A 21,290-nucleotide genomic window follows, 5' to 3' on the forward strand; every position below is an offset into this window, starting at 1 on the left:
GGCCAGGGGGCGCCGCGCGATGAGTTTGAAGACAAAGCGGAAAAACGGCCTCAGCCGCGCTCTTTCACCGCCACGAATTTGAGCTTGGGCCATTCCTCGATGGCGCGGTCGAGCACCCACTGGCTGCGGGCGAGATAGACCGGCGCATCGTCGCGATCGCGCGCGGTGGAGGAGCGGTTCGATTCCAGGAAGCGATCCACTTCGGCGCGATCACCGGTGATCCAGCGGGCGGTGACGAAGGACACCGCCTCATAGCGGATCGGCACGCCATATTCCTTCTCCAGCCGCGCGGCCAGCACGTCGAGCTGCAGGGTGCCCACCACGCCGACGATGGGCGCGGGATCGGACATGGGGCGCAGCACCTGCACCACGCCTTCCTCGGCCATGTCCTGCAGGGCCTTCTGCAGCTGCTTGGCCTTCATGGGGTCGGCCAGCAGCACCCGGCGCAGGATTTCCGGCGCGAAGTCCGGCAGGCCCTCGAAGCGGATGGTCTCGCCCTCGGAGAGGGTGTCGCCCACGCGCAGCATGCCATGGTTGGGAATGCCGATGATGTCGCCGGCCACGGCCTCGTCCACCGTCTCGCGCTCCTGGGCGAAGAAGAAGATGGGGTTGGCGATGGCCATCTGCCGCTTCTCGCGGGCATTGTAGAGCTTCATGCCACGCTTGAACCGGCCGGAGCACAGGCGCACGAAGGCCACCCGGTCGCGGTGGTTCGGGTCCATGTTGGCCTGCACCTTGAAGACGAAGCCGGAGACCATGTCTTCCTGGGGCTCCACCATGCGCTCGCCGGCGGCGGAGCGGGGCAGCGGGCTGGGGCCGACGGCGCCCAGGCCGTCCAGCAGCTCGGCCACGCCCGCTTCCTTCAGCGCGCTGCCGAAATAGACCGGGGAGAGGTGGCCTTCGCGGAACGATGCGAGATCGAACGGCGGCAGCACGCCCAATGCCAGGGTCAGGCTCTCGATGGATTCGGTGAGGATGCGCTCTTCCACGCCTTCGAGGCCGATCAGGTCCTCCGGCTCGTTGAAGGGCACCTCGCGCACCAAAGGCCCGCCGCGCTCGGTGGCGAGCAGCGCCTTCTTGCCCGCAATATCGATGAGGCCGCGGAAATCAACGCCCAGGCCGATGGGCCAGGTGAGGGGCGTCAGGTCCAGCGCCAAAGTGGAGGAGACCTCGTCCATGAGGGCGATGGGGTCGAGGCCCTCGCGGTCCACCTTGTTCACGAAGGTGAAGATGGGAATGTCGCGCAGGCGGCAGACCTCGAACAGCTTGCGGGTCTGGCTTTCGATACCCTTGGCCACGTCGATCACCATCACCGCCGCGTCGACGGCGGACAGGGTGCGGTAGGTGTCTTCCGAGAAGTCCGAGTGGCCGGGCGTGTCGAGCAGGTTGAAGACGATGCCGTCCTTCTCGAACGTCATCACCGAGGACGTGACGGAAATGCCGCGCTGCTGCTCGATCTCCATCCAGTCGGATCGCGTGCGGCGGCGCTCGCCGCGCGCCTTCACGTGGCCGGCCATGCGGATGGCGCCGGAGGCGAGCAGCAGCTTTTCCGTGAGCGTCGTCTTACCGGCGTCCGGATGGGAGATGATGGCGAAGGTGCGCCGGCGGGCATAATCGGGCAAATCGCCCGGCTTGGCGGCCGCGCGCGCCGCGCCGTGTTCAGGTGTTTCGAGCATGGCGGCTATATAGTGCGAAACCGCGCGGCGATAAACGGTGAACGCGAGGGAGACGGGCCGATGGGCGAGGGATTTTCACAAGCGCGCATGGCTGGCGGTGGCGGGCTCTTTCCGGCCCTGCCGCGGGCGGGTGCGCGCGGGGGCCTTAAGGCCGCGCTGGCCTTCGCCGTGGTCGTCGCGGCCGGCCCGGCGGCGGCGTTGATGCCGCCCTATGTCTATGAGAATGCGCGGCGTGATGCGGTGAGCGTCATCGTGCTGCGGGTGCAGACCGTGACCACCCCGGCCGGCGGCTATGGCGCGTGCCGCGTGAAGGGCGTGGTGCGAAAGGTGGAGCGCGGTGCCGCCTTCCGACCGGGCATGGCGGTGGCACTGGACGTACCATGCTTGAGGCCGGGCGCGCAGCCCCCCTTGGGCGGCACCATCTATCAGCCGGTCGACACCTTGGTGAAAGCGAAGTACGGCCGCGCCTGGCTGGATGCCGAGGGGCATGTGGTGGTGTCTCAGTATGAGCAGCTCAAGCAGTTGCCCTGAGTGGCTGGCTTGCGTCTGTGCCCTCGAAGGACGCCTTCCGTGGGGCGCCGGCGCGAACCGCAAGCGCACGCGCTTTCCCCGGCCGGTTCGCGCCGGCGCTAAGTCCTTGATCTCGCAGCGTCTGGCGTTTCCTTGCCCTGCGGCCGTCGGACAGGAGCGCGGGCGACGCGTGCGGTTCGCGCATGGAGCGCGAGTTGCTCTTTGCGGAGAATGGGTTAAGCGAAGGCGGTCGCTCCCCGCGTGGGAGCGTGGATCGAAACTACAATCGATTCCAAATCCAATGGATTGGCTACTTGTCGCTCCCCGCGTGGGAGCGTGGATCGAAACCGTCAGTGCCGCCATCACAGGGCCTCCTTCTTCCGGTCGCTCCCCGCGTGGGAGCGTGGATCGAAACCTGCACCACGTCGATGCTGCCATCCTTGCGGCGGCGTCGCTCCCCGCGTGGGAGCGTGGATCGAAACCTCGAGATCACCGCGACGTCGACAGTCACCACAAGGTCGCTCCCCGCGTGGGAGCGTGGATCGAAACTTGTGCGCCAGCCAGCGCTTGGACCAGGTCATGGAGGTCGCTCCCCGCGTGGGAGCGTGGATCGAAACGGAGGGGAGGGCGGGGACAAGCCGCCGCTGCTCACGTCGCTCCCCGCGTGGGAGCGTGGATCGAAACACAAAAATATGCTTTGAGGTGAATGGATTATGGCCGTCGCTCCCCGCGTGGGAGCGTGGATCGAAACCGCCACATGATCGAGCTTTTGTAAGTGAAGCCCCGTCGCTCCCCGCGTGGGAGCGTGGATCGAAACAGGAAGGTCAGCGACGCTTGCCCGCCGATGTTTGGTCGCTCCCCGCGTGGGAGCGTGGATCGAAACTTATTCGAGGTGCGCGGCCGGCGTTGTTATGACTGTCGCTCCCCGCTGGGAGCGTGGATCGAAACACCGGTCTGCCAGTACCGGCTGCCGGTGGATACGAGTCGCTCCCTGCGTGGGAGCGTGGATCGAAACGCCGTGGGGAGATGCTCCAGGTCGGCCTCGATGCGGTCGCTCCCCGCGTGGGAGCGTGGATCGAAACTTTAGGCGGATCGCCCGCAAAGAGGCTCGCAAAAGTCGCTCCCCGCGTGGGAGCGTGGCTCGAAACACGCCGCAAATACTGTCACCGCAGCCGCCCAGGCGAACGGCGTCCGCCTTGATCCTTCGCTCAAGGTTGAGCGGAGCCAGCCGATGGGTGCGCCGTCCAAGCCGCCGGGGCGGGCCGCAGGGTCCGCCCTTCGATGCAAGAAGATCCGGAGGGAAGGCTCAGTCGCCGGTGCCGGGCTCGGCGGAGAACATGGGCTCCTTGCCGGGCTTGCCGTCCCATTCCTTCGCGTCCGGCAGGGCGTCGCGCTTGATGGTGATGTTGGGCCACACCTGGGCGTATTCGGCGTTCAGGGCCGCCCACTTCTCCAGCCCGGGCTCGGAATCGGGCTTGATGGCCTCGGCCGGGCATTCGGGCTCGCACACCCCGCAATCGATGCACTCATCCGGATGGATGACGAGCATGTTGGCGCCCTCGTAGAAGCAATCCACGGGGCACACGGCGACACAATCCGTATACTTGCAGCGGATGCAGTTCTCGGTGACGACGTAAGCCATGGTAATCCCTTTCGCGGCCTCGCGTAGCGCACCCGCCTGATGGGTGCAAGCGCGCGGTTGCCGCGCCATATTATTGCACTTTATTTTTCGGTGATTTCTTCGAAAAGCGCGGAAGCTGATGTAGCATCTCCGCGCCGTTCAGAAAAGCTCAACACGCGCAGCACCCTGACGCGGGCGTTCAGGGCAATGGTCAGGACGTTGCCCGCCCGCACCGGCTGGGCGGGAGAATTCACGCGCGTTCCATCCAGGCGGACATGGCCGGCGCGGATGAGATCGGCGGCATCGGTGCGGCTGCGCACCATTCGGGCGTGCCAGATCCAGCGATCCAGCCGCTGCCGGCCGGGCCCATCCTCGCCGTCGCGCGCGGCCGAGTCCTCCCCGCCGGCGCGATTGGGGCCCTCGCGCCCGCTGCGTGATGCGTCTCGTGACCGCGTTTTGCTCACGCGAACCGATATCCCATCATAGTCGGCGCCGGGAGCGGCCACCCTTTTTCGGGGTGCGCTCTCGGCTCCGATGTGCTGCCGGCGCGGCCGTCAGTTGCCCTTCTTGTCCGTCTCCATGCGCGCCTTGAGGGCGGCAAGGGCGGCAAACGGGCTGTCCGGATCCACCGGCTTGTCACGGCGGCGCTCCTGGTGCGCGGGCCGATGCTCATTGCGCGGGCCGCGATTTTCGTCGCGCGGACCACGCTGGGGACGCTCGCCCCGGGGCGGACGCGGCGGGCGCTCGCCCTCCGGTGCCGCGCCTTCGGCCGCGGGCGCCTGGTCGTTCCGCTCGGGGCGGCGATGGCCGGGGCCACCCTCGCGACGCTCGCCGCCGCGGCGATGGCCGCCTTCCTTGCGCTCGCCGTCCTTGCCGCCGAAGCGCTCGCCACCCCGCTGGGGACGGTCGCGGCGCGGTGCGCCCGGGGGACGGCCGGGCCGCCACACCTCGATCATCTCCGGCTCGGCCGGCGCGCCTTCCACGGCTTCCGCGCCGCCGGGTGCGGCTGCGGTTTCCACCTCGGCCGCCACTTCGGCCGCAGTGGGGTCGCCGGCCGCTTCCATGGCTTCGACAGCCACTTCCGTCTCAACCGCCTCATCGGTGGGGGCCGGCTCTACGGCTTCCGGGGCAGCTTCGGCCGGAGCCAGGTCGGCGGCGACTTCGGCTGCAATGGCCTCGGCCACCTCGGGCGCGCCGGCGTCGAGCGCGGCGGCTTCCGCGGCCACGATCTCCTCAGCCGGGGTCTCGGCGGGAGCGTCGAACAGCAGGTCGGCCTCGATGGCGCCTTCCGGCGCGGGCGGCAGCTCGGCGGGAGCCACGGCCTCGGCCGCGGGTTCCTCCGGCGGCGGGGCGGCGCGGCGCTCCATGCGATAGCCCAGCGACTTCAGGATGGAGGCGAAATCCTCCCCCGAGCAGCCGGCCAGCGAGGTCATGCCCACAGTGACGGTGAAGCCACGCCCATCCACGGCACCGGCGGGCTTGGGCCCGGGCGAGGCCGGGCGCCAGTCCAGCGCCGGTCGGATGAGGTCGGCGAGCCGCTCCAGAATGTCCACGCGCACCGCGCGCTCGCCGCACACGCGGAAGCCCACGGCGCGATAGAGCCCCTTCTGGATCTCGTGATCCACGGGGATGGAGGTGCGACCCGACGCCGCCAGGTGCGGCAATTCGTCGAGGCCCTTCTGGGCGAGGCCGCCATGCTTGAGCGCGAACAGCTCCAGCGCCAGGGCGCGGGGCGCGGGCTTCAGCAAGGCCGGCAGATAGATATGGTGGGCACCGAATCGCACGCCATAGCCACGCAGGGTGGCGCGGGCGGTCTGGTCGAGGCTCTTCATGTCCTCGGCGACGCGGGCCCGCTCCAGCACGCCGAGCGATTCGACGATCTGGAAGGCAATGCCGCGGGCGATGCCGGTGATGTCCTCCGCCGCCTGGAGCTTGGTGAGCGCGCCCAGCAGCTTGTCGACATGGGCGGAAACCCACAGGGCGAGGCGGGCCTCCACCTGGTCGCGGGCGGGGCCGGTGAGGTGCTCATCGGCGATGATCTTGAAGCGGGGCTTCAGGACCTCGTCGCCGGGGATGAGCTTGGCCACGGCCTCGCCGGTCCAGCGGATGGTGCCATCATTGGTGAGCACGAAGGCTTCATCCACGGCCTGGGCGAGGCGCGTGGCGCGTGCTTCGATCTCGCCGGCCAGCGCCTGCTGGGCGGCGGCGCGCAGCGCCTTGGCCTCTTCCCCGCCGGCGGTGGGTTCCGCCTGGAACTGGAAGCCGTGGAGATGGCCGATGACATGTCCTTCGACGGTGACGTCGCCGGTCTTGCTGATTTCAGTTTCGAGCATCTTTTTCTCTCGCAGGCGCCGCATGAGCACGCTGGTCCGCCGATCCACGAAACGCTGAGCCAGCCTTTCGTGCAGTGCATCGGACAGCTTGTCTTCGACCCCTCTCGTGACGCCTTGCCAGTGCTCCGGATCCTTGAGCCAGTCGGGCCGGTTGGCCACGAAGGTGAGAGTCCTCACCTGCGCGATCCGGCTCGACAGTGTGTCGATGTCGCCTTCTTGGCGATCGGTCAAGGCGATTTGACGTTTGAACCAATCATCGGGGATGAAACCACCCCCTTCCACATGCCCGAAAAGGGTCGCCACCAGCTCCGCATGGGCGCCCGGGGACACCTTGCGATAGTCGGGCACCTGGCACACCTCCCACAGCCGTTCCACCTGCTGCGGCGAGGTCACGCGGGCCGCCACCTCCGTGTCACGGCTGAGGATTTCCAGCACGGCGACGTCGTCGGCGGTGGGCGCGCGGGTCAGTCCTTCCTCGCGCGGGGGATGCGACAAAGAGGCCAGCAGGGCGCGTGTGGAAGAAAAGTCGGGGACGGAGTTGCGCCATTGCAACACCTTCGCGGTGTCGAACGCGTGCGACTCCAATTGCTCCACCAATTCCTCTTCGAATGGCGGGCAGCGGCCGGTGGTGCCAAAGGTGCCGTCGGAGAGGGCGCGGCCGGCGCGCCCGGCGATCTGCGCCATCTCGGAGGGGTTCAGGCGGCGGAATTGCCAGCCGTCAAACTTGCGATCAGAGGCGAAGGCCACATGGTCCACGTCGAGGTTGAGGCCCATGCCGATAGCGTCGGTGGCCACCAGATAGTCCACGTCGCCGGACTGGTAGAGTTCCACCTGCGCATTGCGGGTGCGCGGGGACAGCGCGCCCATCACCACCGCCGCCCCGCCGCGATGGCGGCGGATGAACTCGGCGATGGAATAGACTTCATCCGCCGAGAAGGCGACGATGGCCGAGCGGCGCGGCAGGCGAGAGATCTTGCGCTCGCCCGCGAAGGAAAGCGTGGACAAACGCGGGCGCATCATCACGTTCACGCCCGGCAGCAGCTTCTCGATGAGCGGGCGCATGGTGGCCGAGCCCAGAAGCAGCGTCTCGTGCCGCCCGCGCCGGTTCAGAAGGCGATCGGTGAAGACATGGCCACGGTCGAGGTCGGTGGCCACCTGGATCTCGTCGATGGCGACGAACGCCACGTCCAGGTCGCGCGGCATGGCCTCCACGGTGGAGACCCAGTAGCGCGGCGGCGAGCGGCGCGAGCCCTTGGGCTTGATCTTTTCCTCGCCGGTGATGAGGGCGACCTGGCTGGGGCCCACCTTCTCGACGATGCGCTGGTAGACCTCGCGCGCCAGCAGGCGCAGCGGCAGGCCGATGATGCCGCTCTCGTGGGCCAGCATGCGTTCGATGGCGAGGTGGGTCTTGCCGGTATTGGTGGGGCCGAGGATGGCGCTCACCCCCCGCGCCCTCACGGTGCGCGGCAATACGGCCCATTGGGTGATGTCGTCCATCGGTTTCGGCTTCGTCGGCTCGGCTCTGGGGGGTGTGTATCATATTGGGTCGGAAGGGCGAGGGCGAAAGGTGTGGATGACCCGATGGAGAACGAGCGGGCGACAAAGAGCGTGCGAATCAGGTCGCGGCGCCGCGTCGCGTTTCGTTCCGGCGGCCTTGTGGCGGGCGCGCTCCCTGCTTAAAGCTCACGGGCATGTGCCCGCCCCGATCGCGAGAAGGAGGCCGAAAATGCCGCTGACCCAGGCCACGGTCGATCCGGAAGAGGTCGCCCGCTTTGAAGCGCTCGGCGCGGAGTGGTGGAACGAGAAGGGCAAGATGGCCCCGCTCCACGCCATGAACCCGGCGCGCCTCGCTTTCCTGCGCGGCGCGCTGGTGCGCCATTTCGGCCGGGATGAGAAGGCGCTGCGACCGCTCCACGGCCTGCGCGTGCTCGATGTCGGCTGCGGCGGCGGGCTGCTCAGCGAGCCTTTGGCGCGCATGGGCGCCCAGGTGACCGGCGTCGACCCTGCCCCCGGCAACATCGAGGTGGCGCGCGCCCACGGCCGCGCCTCGGGGCTCGACATCGAATACCTGCCGTCCACCGCGGAGGAGCTGGCCGCCCGCGGCTCGCGCTTCAATGCGGTGGTGGCGCTGGAGGTGGTGGAGCACGTGGCCGATGTGGGCCTGTTCGTGCGCACCGTCGGGCAATTGGTGGAGGACGGGGGCGTGCTCGTCCTCTCCACCTTGAACCGCACGGCCAAGAGCTTCGCTCTCGCCATCGTGGGCGCGGAATATGTGCTGCGCTGGCTGCCGCCGGGCACCCACCATTGGGAGAAGTTCATCACCCCCGACGAGCTGGAGGCGACGCTTGCCGCCGCCGGCTATGCGCCCAGCGAAAAGGCGGGGCTCGTCTACAATCCGCTGACGCGGGAGTTCAAGCTCTCGGACGATCTTGACGTGAACTACTTCATGGTGGCGCAGCGGACCTGAGCGCCTCCGCTGGCGGCGAAGCTAGAGGAAGCTCGTCAGCCAGATCCCGAGCGGGATGGTGATGAACAGGGCCAGCGAGGTGATGAGGAGGATGGAGGCCACAGGGCCTTCTTCTTCCTCATAGGTCTCGGAGAAGAGCAGCGCCTTCGACGCGATCGGCAGCAGGCAGACCACGAAGGCGGCCTGGGGCACCGGCCCGGAGAGCCCGAACAGCTTCAGCAGCACGAAGAACAGCGCCGGCATCACGACAAGGCTGTTGAGCACGGCGAGCACCACCGCGCGCGAGCCGAGATGCAGCCGGAACGTGGCCATGGCCAAGCCCGCCGCGAAGATGGCGACCGGGCCGGCCGTTTCGGCCAGGGGCTCCATGATGTCGCTGATGACGGCCGGCAGCGTGAAGCCGCTGAGGGCGATGACGGCACCAAGAAACGGCGCGATCACCAGCGGATCCACCAGGGTCTTGCGCAAGGTCGCGAGGATGGAGGGAGCTTCGCCCGTGCCCGCGCTCTTGAACAGGTAGATGGCCAGGGACAGCTGGGTGAGGTTCATGATCAGCGCGCTGAGGCCGACCATGGCCCGCCCCAGATCCGCGCCGAAGAGCTGGGTGAGCACCAGGAGGCCGTAGACCGTAGCCGCCTTGGAGGTGCCGGCATAAGAGAGCAGCGCGGCGTCCATCGCCGGCTGCCTTGCCGCGCGCAGCAGGGTGTAGCCCAGAACGAAAAAGCCGCTGTAGAACAGCAGCATGATGAGCACCAGCGGGCCCTGGCGCAGCAGTAGCTCGCGATCGAAATGGGCCATGCCGAGGAACAGGGCGGCGGGCATGGCATAGCGCAGCACGAGGGTCGTGAGGCCGCGCATCTGCTCGCCGCTGAACTGTTTCTGTCGTCCCGCGAAATATCCAAGGCCAAGGAGCAGGAAGACGGGCCCGACAACGTGCAGGACGAAGTATATATCCATGGATCGAATAAATCCTATTCGCGATCGTGCGAAATCCGATTGGATGACATGGCGCTTTCGTCTTCATAGGCGAATGAAAGCCGCCCGTCACGGCATATGACCGCCGCCGGGGCCTTCCCATGTTCTTTCGATCTTGGTGATTGTGCGTGACGCGCGCGGCGCCGCGCTCGGGAGCGCGTGTTCCCGGAGGGCGGCGCCTTTCGGCTGCCGATCAGGCGGCGCGGTGGAACCCCATGCCGCGATCGGGGCGGGCGGCGTGGAGCATCATCAGCTCGCCCACGTTTTCCGGCGTCAGCAGGCCGACGAGGCGGCCGGTTCCGTCCACCACGCCCACGGCGGGCACCTGCTCGCTGGTGATGAGCTTGAGGGCGGCGTCCAGCCGGGCGCGCGCGTCCACGGTGGGCACATTGGGCTGCATCACCTGGATCACCGGCGTCTGCGGGCCCTCGTCCTTCATGGCGCGGATCATGGCGTCGCGGGTGAGCACGCCGCGCAGGTGGCCGGCGCCATCCACCACCGGGAATTCCCGCTGGGTGGTGCGGATGAGGGCATCGGCGGCGTCGTCCACGGTGGCGCTGGGGCCCAGCGTCTCGAAGTGGGTGATCATGGCATCGGCCACGCACAGCCCGCGCGAGGCTTCCTTGAGCTGCACCTGTCCCGCCTCGCCCGACGCGGCCAGGAACACGAACACGCCGATAATCATCAGCATGGGATTGAAGAAAATGCCCGCCAGCCCCAGGCCGATGGCGATGGCCTGGCCGATGGAGGCCGCCACCGCCGTGGCGCGGCCAAAGCCCATGTTCATGGCCAGCAGCGCGCGCAGCACCCGCCCGCCATCCATGGGAAAAGCGGGGATGAGGTTGAACACCACCAGGAAGATGTTCGCGCCCGCCAGCTTCACCAGCATGGAGGTGCCCGGGTCCTCGATCTTGGACAGGTCGTCCACATTCAGCCCGGCGCCCAGGATGAGCAGCAGGACGGCGGCGATGGCCACATTCACCAGCGGCCCGGCAATGGCCACCACCAGCTCCTCGGACGGCTTTTCAGGCATGCGTTCCAGGCTGGCGATGCCTCCGAACGGCCACAGGGTGATGTCAGGGGTCTTCACGCCATAGTGACGGGCCGCGAAGACGTGCCCCAGCTCGTGCAGCAGCACGCAGGCGAACAGCAGGGCGACGAACAGCACGCCCTGCCAGGCCGCATCGGCGCCGCCGGTCCGGTAATAGGCGGCCCAGATCCACACCAGGAACAGAAGAAAGGTCACATGGATGCGGATGGCGGTCTCGCCGAGGCGTCCGATGGTCACCGACCAGGGCATGGGCACTCTCCAAAAGGGGCCCCTCACACATAGGTCGCGTGGCGGTGGGCGCAACACGAATCGTGTCGCGCGCCGGTGAAGAGCATTGAAACTAAGGTTACCTTATTATATGGTTGGCGTGATATGGCAGAAACTCCTCTCGGCTTTCTTCTCGTGGATGCGGCGCGGCTCTACCGCGCCCGCATTGATCGTGCCTTCACCCAGGCCGGCCTTGGCCTCACGGCCGGCGAGGCACGCACGCTCGCTTATGTGAACCAGCATCCGGGCCTGCGGCAGAGTGCCCTGGCAGTGAAGATGAACGTGGAGCCCATGACGCTGGTGGGCTTCCTCGACGCGCTCGAAAGCCGGGGGCTGGTGGCGCGGGAGACCGATCCGCGGGATCGGCGGGCCAAGATCGTGCGGCTCACGGCGGAGGCGCAGCCTTTCCTGGCCGGCGTCCAGTCCGCGGCGGCGGTGGCACGGGGGGAGGCTCTCGCCGGCTTCTCCGCGGCCGATCAGACCCGCCTGAGGGATTTTCTGGTGCAGATCCGCGACAATCTCGCGCGCTGCCGTGAGGAGGATTGCCGCGACGACGGGGACAAAGACGAAAAATGAAGCCTGCCGAGTACAAGGCGCCCTCATCCCCTGGGCCGGCGCCCATGATGTCGGAAGTGCGCGTCGCCATGGTCGGCGCGCTCATGGTGATGCTCGGCCCCATCAGCCTCGCCATGTACACCCCGGCCATGCCCACTTTGGTCAGCGTCTTCGACACGACGCCGGCGGCCGTGAAGCTGACCCTGACGGTGTTCTTCCTGGGCTTCGCCTTCTCCCAGCTGGCCTGCGGGCCCCTGTCCGATGCCTTCGGTCGGCGGCCGGTGGCGCTGGGTTTCTTCAGCGTCTACATGCTGGGCGCGCTGGTGGCCACCTGGGCACCCAGCATGGGCTGGCTCATCCTCGGCCGCGGCCTGCAGGGCGTGGGGTGCGCGGCGGGCATCGCCATCTCGCGCGCCATCGTCCGTGATCAATATACGGGCCAGACCTCGGCGCGAATCATGAACCTTATCGGCACCATGCTGGCCATCGGGCCGGCGGTGTCGCCCACCCTCGGCGGCCTCATCCTGGGCACCGCCGGATGGCACATGATCTTTGTCGCCATGGCCATCTATGGCGTGGTGCTGCTGGCGCTGCTCTCCTTTTTCGTGCCCGAGACCAATCGCGGGCGGGACCCGTCCTTGGCGTCGCCCGTTGGTATCCTCAAGAGCTATGCTCGCCTGCTGTCCGACCGCGTCTTCATGCGGGCGAGCCTGGTACTGGGGGGTGGGCTAGGGGCCATCTACACCTTCGCCGCGCTGCTGCCCTTCGTGCTGATCCAGCAGGTGGGGCTCACGCCCACCCAGTTTGGCCTCGCCATGCTGGCGCAGACCGGCTCCTACATGTTCGGCACCCTGATCGCGGGGCGGCTGTTGAAGACCATGAGCGCGTCCGCCCTCATTCCCATTGGCCTGGTGCTGGTGACGGCGGGGGCGTGCGGCCTGGGCATCGGCCTCAGGGTCCTGGAGCCTTCGACCCTCACGGTGATGGGGCCCATCGGGCTGTGGGCGTGCGGGGTGGCCATGGTGCTGCCCGGCTGCACCACGGCGGCGCTCGCCGGCTTTCCCGCCATCGCCGGCGCCGCCTCTGCGCTGATGGGCTTCATGCAGATCGGCGGCGGCTTCCTGGGCACGGCGGTGGCGGTGCTGTTTCCCTCGCCGCTGGCGGCGCTCACCACCTTGATGCCGGCCATGGCGCTGGTGGCCATTTGCGGCCATGTGCTGCTGCGTCCATCCCGCTCCGCAGGAGCAGAGGCGCCGGTGGCCACGACCGCCGTGGACGCCACCGATCTCGAACTCGCGGCCGATCCCCTTGGCGTCGTCGGCGCGGCCGGGGAAGAGATCGAGACCGAAACCTGCGTCCGGCAGAATTAGTCCATTCTCGCTCCCGGTCGATCTTCAGCGTTGACCGTTCTCCCACCGTCATGGTCAATCTGCGTTGGGCCGCCCAACGGCCCGGGCTGAGGGGGAGATACGTATGAAGTTCGCAGGACTTGTCCTGGCGGCGCTGATGGCGCTGCCGGCGGCGTCGGCCCATGCGCAGACGGTGAGCTATGCCGAGGCCGCCGGCCTGCTGGCCAAGCATTGTGGCGAAGACATCATGCGCCACTGCCGTGGGCTCAATCTGGGCAACGGCGCCATTTATCAGTGCCTCGTGACGCATCAGGCGAATCTGTCGCCGGCCTGCGCCGCCAACCATGAATCCATCCGCCAGATGACTGAGGCTCGCGCCGAGGCCCAAAAGGCCGTCTACAAGGCGTGCGATCGCGACCGCGCGGAGTTCTGCTCCGGCGTGGTGCCCGGCGACGGCAATCTCGTGTCCTGCCTCCTGGAGGCCTCCAAGGTGGTGAGCCAGACCTGCACCACCGCCCTCACCAATGCGGGTTATCGCTGATGCGCGCCGCTAAGAAGCAGGAGACGGGCTCCATGATCGCCTCGCGTATCACCCTCGCGCTCAGCGCCCTGTGCGCCGGGGCGGTGTTCGCCCTCGGCGCCAGCGCGCCGGCCGCGGCCCAGGCCTTCACCCCCAATTCCGAGATCGTTCAGGGCCTCACCGCCTCGGTGGATGACGTGCCCGGCGTGTCGGTGGAAGCGCTGCGCGATCTCGCCAAGGCCCACATGCAGTATCAGGGCCCGCCCGAGAGCCGCCCGCCGCTGGCGCTGCAGCTCGACAAGCTGGCCCAGATCAATGTGGAGATCGAGTTCGATCTGAACTCGGCGATGGTGAAGCCGTCGTCCTACCAGACCCTCGGCTCCATCGCGGACGCGATGCACAACCCCGTGCTGCTCGGCTACAAGTTCCTGGTGGTCGGCAATACGGATGCCACCGGCACCCGCGAATACAATATGAAGCTGAGCCAGGAGCGGGCGGACGCCATCGCCCAGGCGCTCACCACCACCTTCCGTGTGGATCCGCGCCGCATTCAGGCCGTGGGGCTCGGTGAGGAGGCGCTGCAGGATGCCAAGCATCCCGATGCCGCCATCAACCGCCGGGTGCAGATCTTCAATATCGGTCGCGCCGGTCCGCTGCCGCAACAGTGACGACATCTTCCGGCCGGTGTCCATGCTCCGGCCGGAGCCTTCATGATCGAAGTTCCGCGGGTCGAAGTTGTCGCGGCGGCAAATGCGCGCCGGCGGGTGCAGGACCTGCCCCCGCCGCGCGAGCCATCCGGTTGCGGATGCCAACGGAAGGGGCTTCCGTCGGCCATGCCGGGGACGCACACCCCCCGGATGCGCGACCGCCGATACCTTTCGGCCCCCGCTTTCGCGCTGCCGACCTCAGTTCGCGCCCGAAACGGAATGTCGAATGCCCAGTTCCCTGAACTCGGCTTTACGTGTCAGTTTTTCTTGTCAGTTTTTCTTGGGGGCCTTCGCCGCCGGCTTGGAGGCCGGTTTAGCCGGGGCCTTGGGGCTTTTCGCAGCGGCCGCGGGCTTCGCGGCCACAGTCTTCGCGGTCACAGTCTTCGCGGCGGCCGCCTTCTCAGTGGTGGGCTTAGCGGCCACCGTCTCGGTCACCGCAGGCTTTGCGACCGCAGGCTTTGTGACCGCAGGCTTGGCGACCGCAGGGTTGGCGGGCGTCGTCTTCGCGGGCGCGGTCTTCCCAGTGGCGGGCTTCGGCGCCGCGGCGGTCTTGGGACCTGCCGACTTGGTGGCCGCGCTTTTTGTGGCGGCGCTCTTGGTCGCGGCGGTTTTGGGGGCTGGCTTCTTCGCGGTGGATGCCTTCTCCGCAGGCACCTTCTCCGCAGGGGCCGCCACGGCGGGCATTGCGGGGGCGGGTTCCGCGGGGGTCTTGGGTTCCGCCGCCTTCGCCGAGGTCGCCTTCGCGGCCGGCTTGCCTGCAGTGGCCTTGGTGACGGTAGCTTTGGTCGCGGTGGCTTTCGCGGCCTTGGGTGCCGGCTTCGCGGTGCTGGATGCGCTCTCGGAGGGCGAAACGTCGGCCGGCTTGGCCGCCGCGCTGGTCTTGCTGACCTTGGTCGCGGCCTTGGCCACCGGCTTCGCGGCCGGCTTTACCGCAGCCGGCTTGGCAGGGGCGGCTTTAGCGGGCGCGGTTTTGGCGGGAGCGGGCTCAGCAGCAGCAGGCGCGGCAGAAACAGCTACGGCAGTCTTGGCGGCTTCGGCCTTGGCGGGGGCGGCGGCCTTGGGGGCGGGCGCCTTCGCTGCGGTGGCCTTCACCGTGGACGGCTTCGCCGCCTTGGTGGCGGGGGCCTTGGCTGCCGCCGTGGGTACCGCCGTGGGTACCGTCTTGGGCTCGGCCTTCGGCTTATCGGCGGCCTGGGTCAGGCAGGACGCAGCCAATTTCTTGATCTCGTCGTGAGTAATGCTGCCGGGATCCTTGAGCGCCTTTGCGGCGATCTTGCTCACCGCGGCGCTGGTGACTTCTGTCTTCGCCATTGTCGCCTCCACATCTGGCAGCCGGCGAAGAGTTCGCGAATCAGGGTGTCCGCCAGCATCCCATTGATCTCGTGGAACAACTTCCGAATGGTTAACGCAAGATCAATGTGAAATCCGCGGCGCTCGCGGGGCGACGTACTGTTCTTCGAATTCTTCGGATAGTTTTTGCCGATCAAGACTTTGGCTGTGAACGCCAGGGGCTCGCGGCAGCAAAAATCTCTTCGCGCTGATGGCCAGGGGACGGCCGTTGTCATGTCCGCGTCGAGGGACGCGCCTAGTTTCCCGCCCGAGCCGAATCGCCGCCGGAGCAAGTGGGGCGGAAAGTGTGGCGGCAAATACGGGGGCAGGTGCGGGGCGACCCCGTGACAGGAGTGGGCCTCATGATCACGCGTCCGTCCATCCTCTTCGTGTGCCGGGACAATGCCGGCCTCAGCCTCATGGCAGAGGCGCTGACGATGCACCTTTATGCGCGGGTGCGGGCCTTCAGCGCGGCGACCGCCATGGCCGGCCCGGTGGATCCGGTTGCGCTCGAATGCCTGGAACGGGAGGGCATCGCCACTGATGGCCTGTCCGCCAAGCCGGCGGAGCTGTTCGCTCTTTCGGGCGCGCCGCGGGTGGATTTGGCCGTAGCGCTGGTGGAGGACGCCCATCGCGCCGCCCGCCGCCTGCCTTGGATGCACCTGCTGCGCCTGCGCGGATGGGGGTTCGAGGACATCACCCGCGTGCCGGATCTCAAGGAGCGGGCGCGCGGATATCGCCGGCTGCTGCCGGAGCTGAGGGCCGCCATCACCGCGCTGGTGGAGCAGGATTTCGCCCCCGCCGCGGCCTGACGCGGCTCAGCTCCTCTCCACCAGAGTGGCGCGGAGCTCGGCGAGGGTGCGGCGCTGCCGGCCGTCGGCATCGTGATTGGCGGGGTCGAGCCAGGCCTCGAATGCGGCCTTCGCGCGCGGCCATTCCCCATCCAGCAGCGCGAACCAGGCGGTATCCCGGTTGCGCCCCTTGATGATCATGTGCTGACGGAACACGCCTTCGAAGGAAAAGCCCAGCCGCTCGGCCGCCCGCCGCGAGCCGGCGTTGAGCGCGTTGCACTTCCACTCATAGCGGCGGAAACCCAGGGTTTCGAAGGCGTGGCGCGCCATCAGGTACATCGCCTCGGTGCCGCCCGGGCGGCGTTGCAGGGCGGGCGTGAACAGGATGTTGCCCACCTCCACCACCCGGTGCTTCGGCTCCACCCGCATGTAGCAGGCATGGCCCACGGCCCGGCCGCTCCCGGTCTCCTCGATGGCGAGCAACAGGGGATCGGCCTTGGTGGCGGCCTCCGCATAGTGAAGGGTGAAGGCGTAGAGGTCGGCGAACGGGCCGGCGCTCATATAGGCCCAGAGCGACTCTTTCTGCGCGCCGTGGGAGAGGGCGAAGAGATCCGGCCCATGGCGCGCCACGTCGAACGGAACGATACGCACGAAGCGCCCCTCCAGGGTCACCGGCACGGGCGGGCGGGCCGGCGGGCCTTCCACCGGCGCGCCAAGGACAATGCCGGCTTCGGGCGCCGGGGCGGTCTCGTTGTCGGGGCTCGGGGTGTTCACGCTGGGCTCACCTTCGGATAAGCGGACCATGCCGCCGGCAGCCCCATGGGAGCCGCGCGAGGGCTGGATAGGGGCGGGTGGCCCTCGCCACGATGGAACAATGGGCCCGGCTTCGGACGAGGCCCCCGCGCGCTGACCTTTCAGATACGCCGTGGCACGGGGGCGTGTCACCTGGCGCGAGACCCGACGCGACATTTGGGGCGCGGCGTGGCGCGGGACTTGGCGCGGGACTTGGCGCGCGATTTGGGGTGGGGCCTGCGCCGACACTTCGGGTGACAGGCCTGGGTGCCACGTCGGGCCCCGCGCGAGGCGCGAGTTGGGATCAGCCAACCTTCAGCGCATCCCTTGAGGCTTCCGCCCTTGATATTCCTCACCTTGGGGCTCCCTCTGCCGCTCGCGGGGGAGGGGCAGAGCGTTGGGGATGTCGGCCGGGCCGCCCCGCAAAGGGCAACGCCACGGACAGCACGCCATTATGCCTTGGACGCCAATCCTTGGCGCCCGCGAGGCGCTCCGATCCTCTCCGTCAGCCGCAACAGGGTGGGCGGGCGCGCGCCTCTGGCCAACGTCTGTTTCCGGAATGCGATGGATCCTGGGGCGAGGCTTGCGCTGGCAGTTGCCCCGGCCACTGGGCGGACACTTGCGCTGATTTTTGGGCTGACCGTTTGCCTGACATTTGGCCAGCAAGCGCTGCTCGCCTTCACACGCCGCAGGTGGTCTGGCCCCTCCGCAGGTCGTTCGCCCCGCCGGGCGTGCGGCCCCGTCGCCCGCCAGCGTTCCGCGTCACCGGTGCGGCCGGCCTCAAGGCCGCGCGTGAGAGCCAAGCGGGGTTTGCGCATGGTCGAGTTCGGTATATCGAGGGGAAGCGCAGGTGCCCCATGCCGTTTCCTTTCTCCGCCCGTCGTCCCGTTCCGTCCGCCGCCTCCGAAGGGGGCGCGCGCCTGCATGGGGTGGAGGTGACGCGCGGCACCCGGGTGGTGTTCTCCGGCCTCACGCTCTCGCTGATGGAGCGGCGTATCGGCCTCATCGGCGACAATGGCTCGGGCAAGAGCACCCTGCTGCGGCTGCTGAACGGGCTCATGCTGCCCGATGCCGGCACCGTGGAGGTGGCGGGGCTGGAGACGCGGCGCCATCGCCGGCGGCTGCCCGCCCATGTGGGCTTCGTGTTCCAGAACGTCGATCATCAGATCATCTTCCCCACGGTGCGGGAGGAGATCGCCTTCGGCCCGCTGGAGCAGGGGGCCTCGAAGGCGGGCGCCGAGGCCATCGCCGAGCGGCTGCTGGCCGAACATGGCTGCGCCGGCTGGGGCGACCGGGCGGTGGACGAGCTTTCCGAGGGCCAGAAGCAGCTGGTGTGCATTCTCTCCGCGCTGGCGGCGGGGCCGCGCGTGCTGTTGCTCGACGAGCCCTTTTCCGCGCTCGACCTGCCGACCCGCCTGGCTTTGTCCGAGCGCATCGCCGGCCTCAACCAGCAGGTGATCATGGCGAGCCATGATTTCAGCCTGTTCGCCGGCTTCGACCGGGTGCTGTGGCTGCACGCCGGCGAGGTGGCGGCCGATGGCGACCCGGGCGAGGTGATCGCCCTTTACGAGGCCCATGCCCACGCCCGTGCCCGCGGACGCGGCCACCCGGCCGGGGGTGTCGCATGATCGGCGGCTATCTCGCCGGCCACAGCCTTTTGCATCGCCTGCCGGCGGGGGGGAAGCTGATCGGCCTTGCGGCGCTCTCGGTGCTGCTGGTGCCGGTGGGCGACCCGTTCGTGCTGGTGCTGGCCCTGGCGGTGGTGGTGATCGTTTATGCCAGCTTCGGGCGGCCGGGCGTGGCGCGGCTCTTCCAGTGGCGCCCGCTGCTGCCGGTGCTGCTGATGATCGGCGCGCTGCAGCTCTGGGCGGCCTCGTTCGAGGTGGCGGCGGCCAGCATCCTGCGCATCCTGCTGATGGTGCTGCTGGCGGATCTCGTCACCCTCTCCACCCGCCTTCAGGACATGATGGACGCGCTGATGGTGGTGCTGCGCCCGTTCGAGCGGCTGGGCCTGGACGCCCGGCGGCTGTCGCTGGCGGTGGCGCTGGTGCTGCGCTTCGTTCCGGTGCTGGTGGCGGGCTGGCATGGCCGCGCCGAGGCCTGGCGTGCCCGCAGCGGCCGGCGGCCGGGCCTGGCCCTGGTGGGGGCCTTCTTCGCGGGCGTGCTGAAAAACGCGGATCAGGTGGCCGAAGCGCTGGAGGCGCGTGGCTTCGCGGCCGACCAGACGCCGCCGGCCGGTGAGGGGAGAGGGTGAGTGGACACACGGATGTTGGTTCGCACGGCGCTCATGGCTGCGCTCATCGGCGCGCTCGGGCTGGTGCCGCCCATCTTTCTTCCGGTCCTGCCCGGAGTGCCGATCAGCACGCAGAACCTGGCCGTGATGCTGGCGGGCCTGATGCTGGGCGCGCGCGGCGGGGCGGCGGCGAGCGCCCTTTTCGTGCTGGTGGTTCTGCTGGGGGCGCCCCTGCTCACCGGTGGGCGCGGCGGTCTCGGCGTGCTGGCGGGGCCTACCGTGGGGTTCTTCCTGGGCTTCGTGCCGGGCGCCTATGTCACCGGCCTTTTGGCGGAACGCCTGCGGTTTTCGGCCTTTCTCTCGGCACTGGTTGCCGCGTTCGTGGGCGGCGTTCTGGTGGTCTATCTGTGCGGAATTCCGGCGCTGGCCCTGGTGGCTGGCATCGGCCTGGAGCGGGCTGCCCTCGGCACGGCGGTGTTCCTGCCCGGGGATGTGTTGAAATCGATCGCTGCCGCCGTGCTCGCCTCCACCGTGATGGCGCGATGGCGGGCCGGGTCCCGCTAGGGTGTTTTCGGGGTCGCCTGGACACTGGCCCGCGAGAAGACGCAGCGTTAGATCAGCCCCTCGGGCCCTTGCTGGGGCCGTGACACGGGCAAGGTCCTGAAGCGGCGTCACCGCCCCGCCATGGGGGCGGTGTATGCAATCGACGGCACCGCGATACGGGCAGGAGGCGTCCCGTCTCACGGTTCCCATCGCGCCCGGGCGCGTCGTTCCGGTGCCGCCGCGAGCCGGCGAGTCGCGCCCGCGGGGGGATGGGAGTAGCCTTCGCGGTGGATCGGCAATCCCGCGCTCGCCGCGCTGTGGCCGATTCGCCATGTGACCTTCCCGCGGATCCCGTGCTCGGAGTGTTCCTGCTCGGAGATTTCCGGGGCCACCTGGATCGAGCCAGATGACGCAGACTCTCGACGCTCCCCCTCCCGTTTTCGCCCCCGACGGGGACAGCATGGCGGCCGCCCCGGTGCCTCTGGCCCGCGCGCTGCACGCCATGATCGACAAGATCGGGCAGGCGGGGGCGGAGACGGACCCGGTGGAGATGGTTCATGACGTGCGCAAGGGGCTGAAGGAATATCGCGCGCTGCTGCGCCTTCTGGCCACCGATGGCGCGCGGGAGGCGCGCCGCCACGCGGCCGAGGTGGCGCGCGGATTCGCCCAGGCCCGCGACCACGCCACCGCCCAGGAGGCGCTCGACCTGCTGGACAAGGCCGGGCTGGTTCTTGCCTGCGACCTGAAGGAGGCGCGCGCCGTCATCGGTTTCGATGCGACGGCGGAGACCGCCATTGCGCCCCTGCGCGCGAGCCTGAGCACCTTTCTCGTCGATGCCCGCGCCCGCCTTGCGGGAGGGCTGGAGGCCGATGCGGCGGCGGCGGATCTGGTGGCGGGGCTGCGTCGCGGCTATCGCGGCGCCCGGCGTGGGCGGTTCGGCAACGCCTTGGCCATGCACGAGACCCGCAAGAGGGTGGTGGCCCACCGCTATCAGATGGGGTTCGCGGCCGCCTCCTTCGGCGGCCAGGGCGCGACCCGGGCCGGCAGGGCGCAGCGGCTGCGCGATGTGCTGGGCGCCCATCACGACATCGAGATCCTGAGGGCCATGCTCCACCAGGCTTCCGGCCAGCTGGGGGAAGGGGCGACGCAGCGGCTGAGCCTCGCCATGTCGCGACTGCAGAAGCGCTTGAAGCGGCACGCGGTACGCCTGCACGGCGCGTTGTTCCGCGAACCCTCCCGCCATTTCGCGCGCAAATGGCGCCGCCGGCTCGTGCCCCCGGCGGCGGCGTGATGACGCGCGGCGTTCACATACCCTTGCGGCGGCGCGCGCGCGGCCACATGGTGACACACAATCATGGGATGCCGTTCGCCGCTACCGGCGGCGGCCGGTCGCCGTGGCGTGTTTTCGCGTGAAGCCGATGCCGCTTTGGATGAGAAAACGCTCCGGCCGGATGAGCGAGAGCATTGCCCTGCTTCCGTGAAAGGGGAAATGCTCCTGGCGCAGTCGCGCTTCGTGCGCGCCTTTGGAATGGACGCGGGCGGTCCCGTGTCGAGACGTGAGGATGAGCGGT

19 protein-coding genes and 1 CRISPR repeat array are annotated in these 21,290 nt (G+C 68.6%); of the genes, 11 read left to right on the top strand and 8 right to left on the bottom strand.

The genetic code is table 11. The features are described from left to right. Positions 1-50 precede the first annotated feature (50 nt). Entirely contained in the window at positions 51-1,676 is a 1,626-nt protein-coding gene (locus tag V5F26_RS08520) for a peptide chain release factor 3 (RefSeq protein ID WP_394054797.1), read from the bottom strand. 60 nt (positions 1,677-1,736) lie between these two features. On the opposite strand from V5F26_RS08520, the gene V5F26_RS08525 reads away from it, so the two are divergent. Further along, complete coding sequence (locus V5F26_RS08525) at positions 1,737-2,207, top strand: hypothetical protein (RefSeq protein WP_394947492.1); 471 nt, start codon at positions 1,737-1,739, stop codon at positions 2,205-2,207. 228 nt (positions 2,208-2,435) lie between these two features. After that, positions 2,436-3,070: a CRISPR direct-repeat array (repeat unit 32 nt; unit sequence GTCGCTCCCCGCGTGGGAGCGTGGATCGAAAC). Between the two features lie 422 nt (positions 3,071-3,492). Here the strand turns inward: V5F26_RS08525 and fdxA are convergent. The 3 genes from fdxA to V5F26_RS08540 form a co-directional block, all read right to left on the bottom strand. After that, complete coding sequence (fdxA, locus tag V5F26_RS08530; protein ID WP_234051383.1) at positions 3,493-3,828, bottom strand: ferredoxin FdxA; 336 nt, start codon at positions 3,826-3,828, stop codon at positions 3,493-3,495. 80 nt (positions 3,829-3,908) lie between these two features. Continuing rightward, complete coding sequence (locus V5F26_RS08535) at positions 3,909-4,271, bottom strand: S4 domain-containing protein (protein WP_509210551.1); 363 nt, start codon at positions 4,269-4,271, stop codon at positions 3,909-3,911. A 90-nt stretch (positions 4,272-4,361) separates the two neighbouring features. Then, a complete protein-coding gene (locus V5F26_RS08540; protein ID WP_394054795.1) occupies positions 4,362-7,637 on the bottom strand; it encodes a helicase-related protein in 3,276 nt (1,091 codons plus the stop codon). A 229-nt stretch (positions 7,638-7,866) separates the two neighbouring features. On the opposite strand from V5F26_RS08540, the gene ubiG reads away from it, so the two are divergent. Continuing rightward, entirely contained in the window at positions 7,867-8,607 is a 741-nt protein-coding gene (ubiG, locus tag V5F26_RS08545) for a bifunctional 2-polyprenyl-6-hydroxyphenol methylase/3-demethylubiquinol 3-O-methyltransferase UbiG (RefSeq protein WP_394947491.1), read from the top strand. Positions 8,608-8,628: 21 nt separating this feature from the next. Here the strand turns inward: ubiG and V5F26_RS08550 are convergent, their stop codons facing one another. Together V5F26_RS08550 and V5F26_RS08555 are read right to left on the bottom strand one after the other, a co-directional pair. Further along, complete coding sequence (locus V5F26_RS08550) at positions 8,629-9,564, bottom strand: AEC family transporter (protein ID WP_394054793.1); 936 nt, start codon at positions 9,562-9,564, stop codon at positions 8,629-8,631. A gap of 211 nt (positions 9,565-9,775) precedes the next feature. Next, positions 9,776-10,882, bottom strand: coding sequence for a site-2 protease family protein (locus V5F26_RS08555; protein WP_234051377.1), 1,107 nt, complete (start codon positions 10,880-10,882; stop codon positions 9,776-9,778). Positions 10,883-11,005: 123 nt separating this feature from the next. Between V5F26_RS08555 and V5F26_RS08560 the strand changes: the two genes are divergently transcribed. The 4 genes from V5F26_RS08560 (at position 11,006) to V5F26_RS08575 (ending at position 13,992) form a co-directional block, all read left to right on the top strand. Then, entirely contained in the window at positions 11,006-11,476 is a 471-nt protein-coding gene (locus tag V5F26_RS08560; RefSeq protein WP_234051376.1) for a MarR family winged helix-turn-helix transcriptional regulator, read from the top strand. Further along, positions 11,473-12,825, top strand: coding sequence for a multidrug effflux MFS transporter (locus V5F26_RS08565; protein ID WP_234051375.1), 1,353 nt, complete (start codon positions 11,473-11,475; stop codon positions 12,823-12,825). Before V5F26_RS08560 ends, V5F26_RS08565 begins: the two co-directional genes overlap by 4 nt. 103 nt (positions 12,826-12,928) lie before the next feature. Next, positions 12,929-13,345 (top strand): cysteine rich repeat-containing protein, encoded by a 417-nt coding sequence (locus tag V5F26_RS08570; RefSeq protein WP_234051373.1) that lies wholly within the window; start codon positions 12,929-12,931, stop codon positions 13,343-13,345. Positions 13,346-13,377: 32 nt separating this feature from the next. Then, positions 13,378-13,992 (top strand): OmpA family protein, encoded by a 615-nt coding sequence (locus V5F26_RS08575; protein WP_234051372.1) that lies wholly within the window; start codon positions 13,378-13,380, stop codon positions 13,990-13,992. Between the two features lie 309 nt (positions 13,993-14,301). Here V5F26_RS08575 and V5F26_RS08580 read toward each other — a convergent pair whose 3' ends face one another. Beyond that, complete coding sequence (locus tag V5F26_RS08580; protein ID WP_394947490.1) at positions 14,302-15,342, bottom strand: hypothetical protein; 1,041 nt, start codon at positions 15,340-15,342, stop codon at positions 14,302-14,304. 380 nt (positions 15,343-15,722) lie between these two features. Between V5F26_RS08580 and V5F26_RS08585 the strand changes: the two genes are divergently transcribed. Beyond that, on the top strand, positions 15,723-16,172 hold the full coding sequence (locus V5F26_RS08585; RefSeq protein ID WP_394947489.1) for an arsenate-mycothiol transferase ArsC: 450 nt from the start codon (positions 15,723-15,725) through the stop codon (positions 16,170-16,172). Positions 16,173-16,178: 6 nt separating this feature from the next. On the opposite strand, the gene V5F26_RS08590 is transcribed toward V5F26_RS08585, so the two are convergent. After that, positions 16,179-16,925 carry a GNAT family N-acetyltransferase gene (locus tag V5F26_RS08590; protein ID WP_394947488.1) on the bottom strand — a complete coding sequence of 249 codons (747 nt, stop codon included), beginning with the start codon at positions 16,923-16,925 and terminating at the stop codon, positions 16,179-16,181. 875 nt (positions 16,926-17,800) lie between these two features. On the opposite strand from V5F26_RS08590, the gene V5F26_RS08595 reads away from it, so the two are divergent. From V5F26_RS08595 to V5F26_RS08610, 4 genes are all read left to right on the top strand, one after another. Beyond that, positions 17,801-18,571, top strand: a complete 771-nt coding sequence (locus V5F26_RS08595; protein WP_394947487.1) for an energy-coupling factor ABC transporter ATP-binding protein — start codon at positions 17,801-17,803, stop codon at positions 18,569-18,571. Further along, entirely contained in the window at positions 18,568-19,197 is a 630-nt protein-coding gene (locus V5F26_RS08600; protein WP_394054785.1) for an energy-coupling factor transporter transmembrane component T family protein, read from the top strand. Before V5F26_RS08595 ends, V5F26_RS08600 begins: the two co-directional genes overlap by 4 nt. A 12-nt stretch (positions 19,198-19,209) precedes the next feature. Next, positions 19,210-19,740: a biotin transporter BioY gene (locus V5F26_RS08605; RefSeq protein ID WP_234051365.1), complete on the top strand. Its 531-nt coding sequence runs from the start codon at positions 19,210-19,212 to the stop codon at positions 19,738-19,740. A gap of 385 nt (positions 19,741-20,125) precedes the next feature. Further along, a complete protein-coding gene (locus V5F26_RS08610; RefSeq protein WP_394947486.1) occupies positions 20,126-21,010 on the top strand; it encodes a CHAD domain-containing protein in 885 nt (294 codons plus the stop codon). Positions 21,011-21,290: the final 280 nt, after the last annotated feature.

Source organism: Xanthobacter variabilis (assembly GCF_043831965.2).
GTDB lineage: Bacteria > Pseudomonadota > Alphaproteobacteria > Rhizobiales > Xanthobacteraceae > Xanthobacter.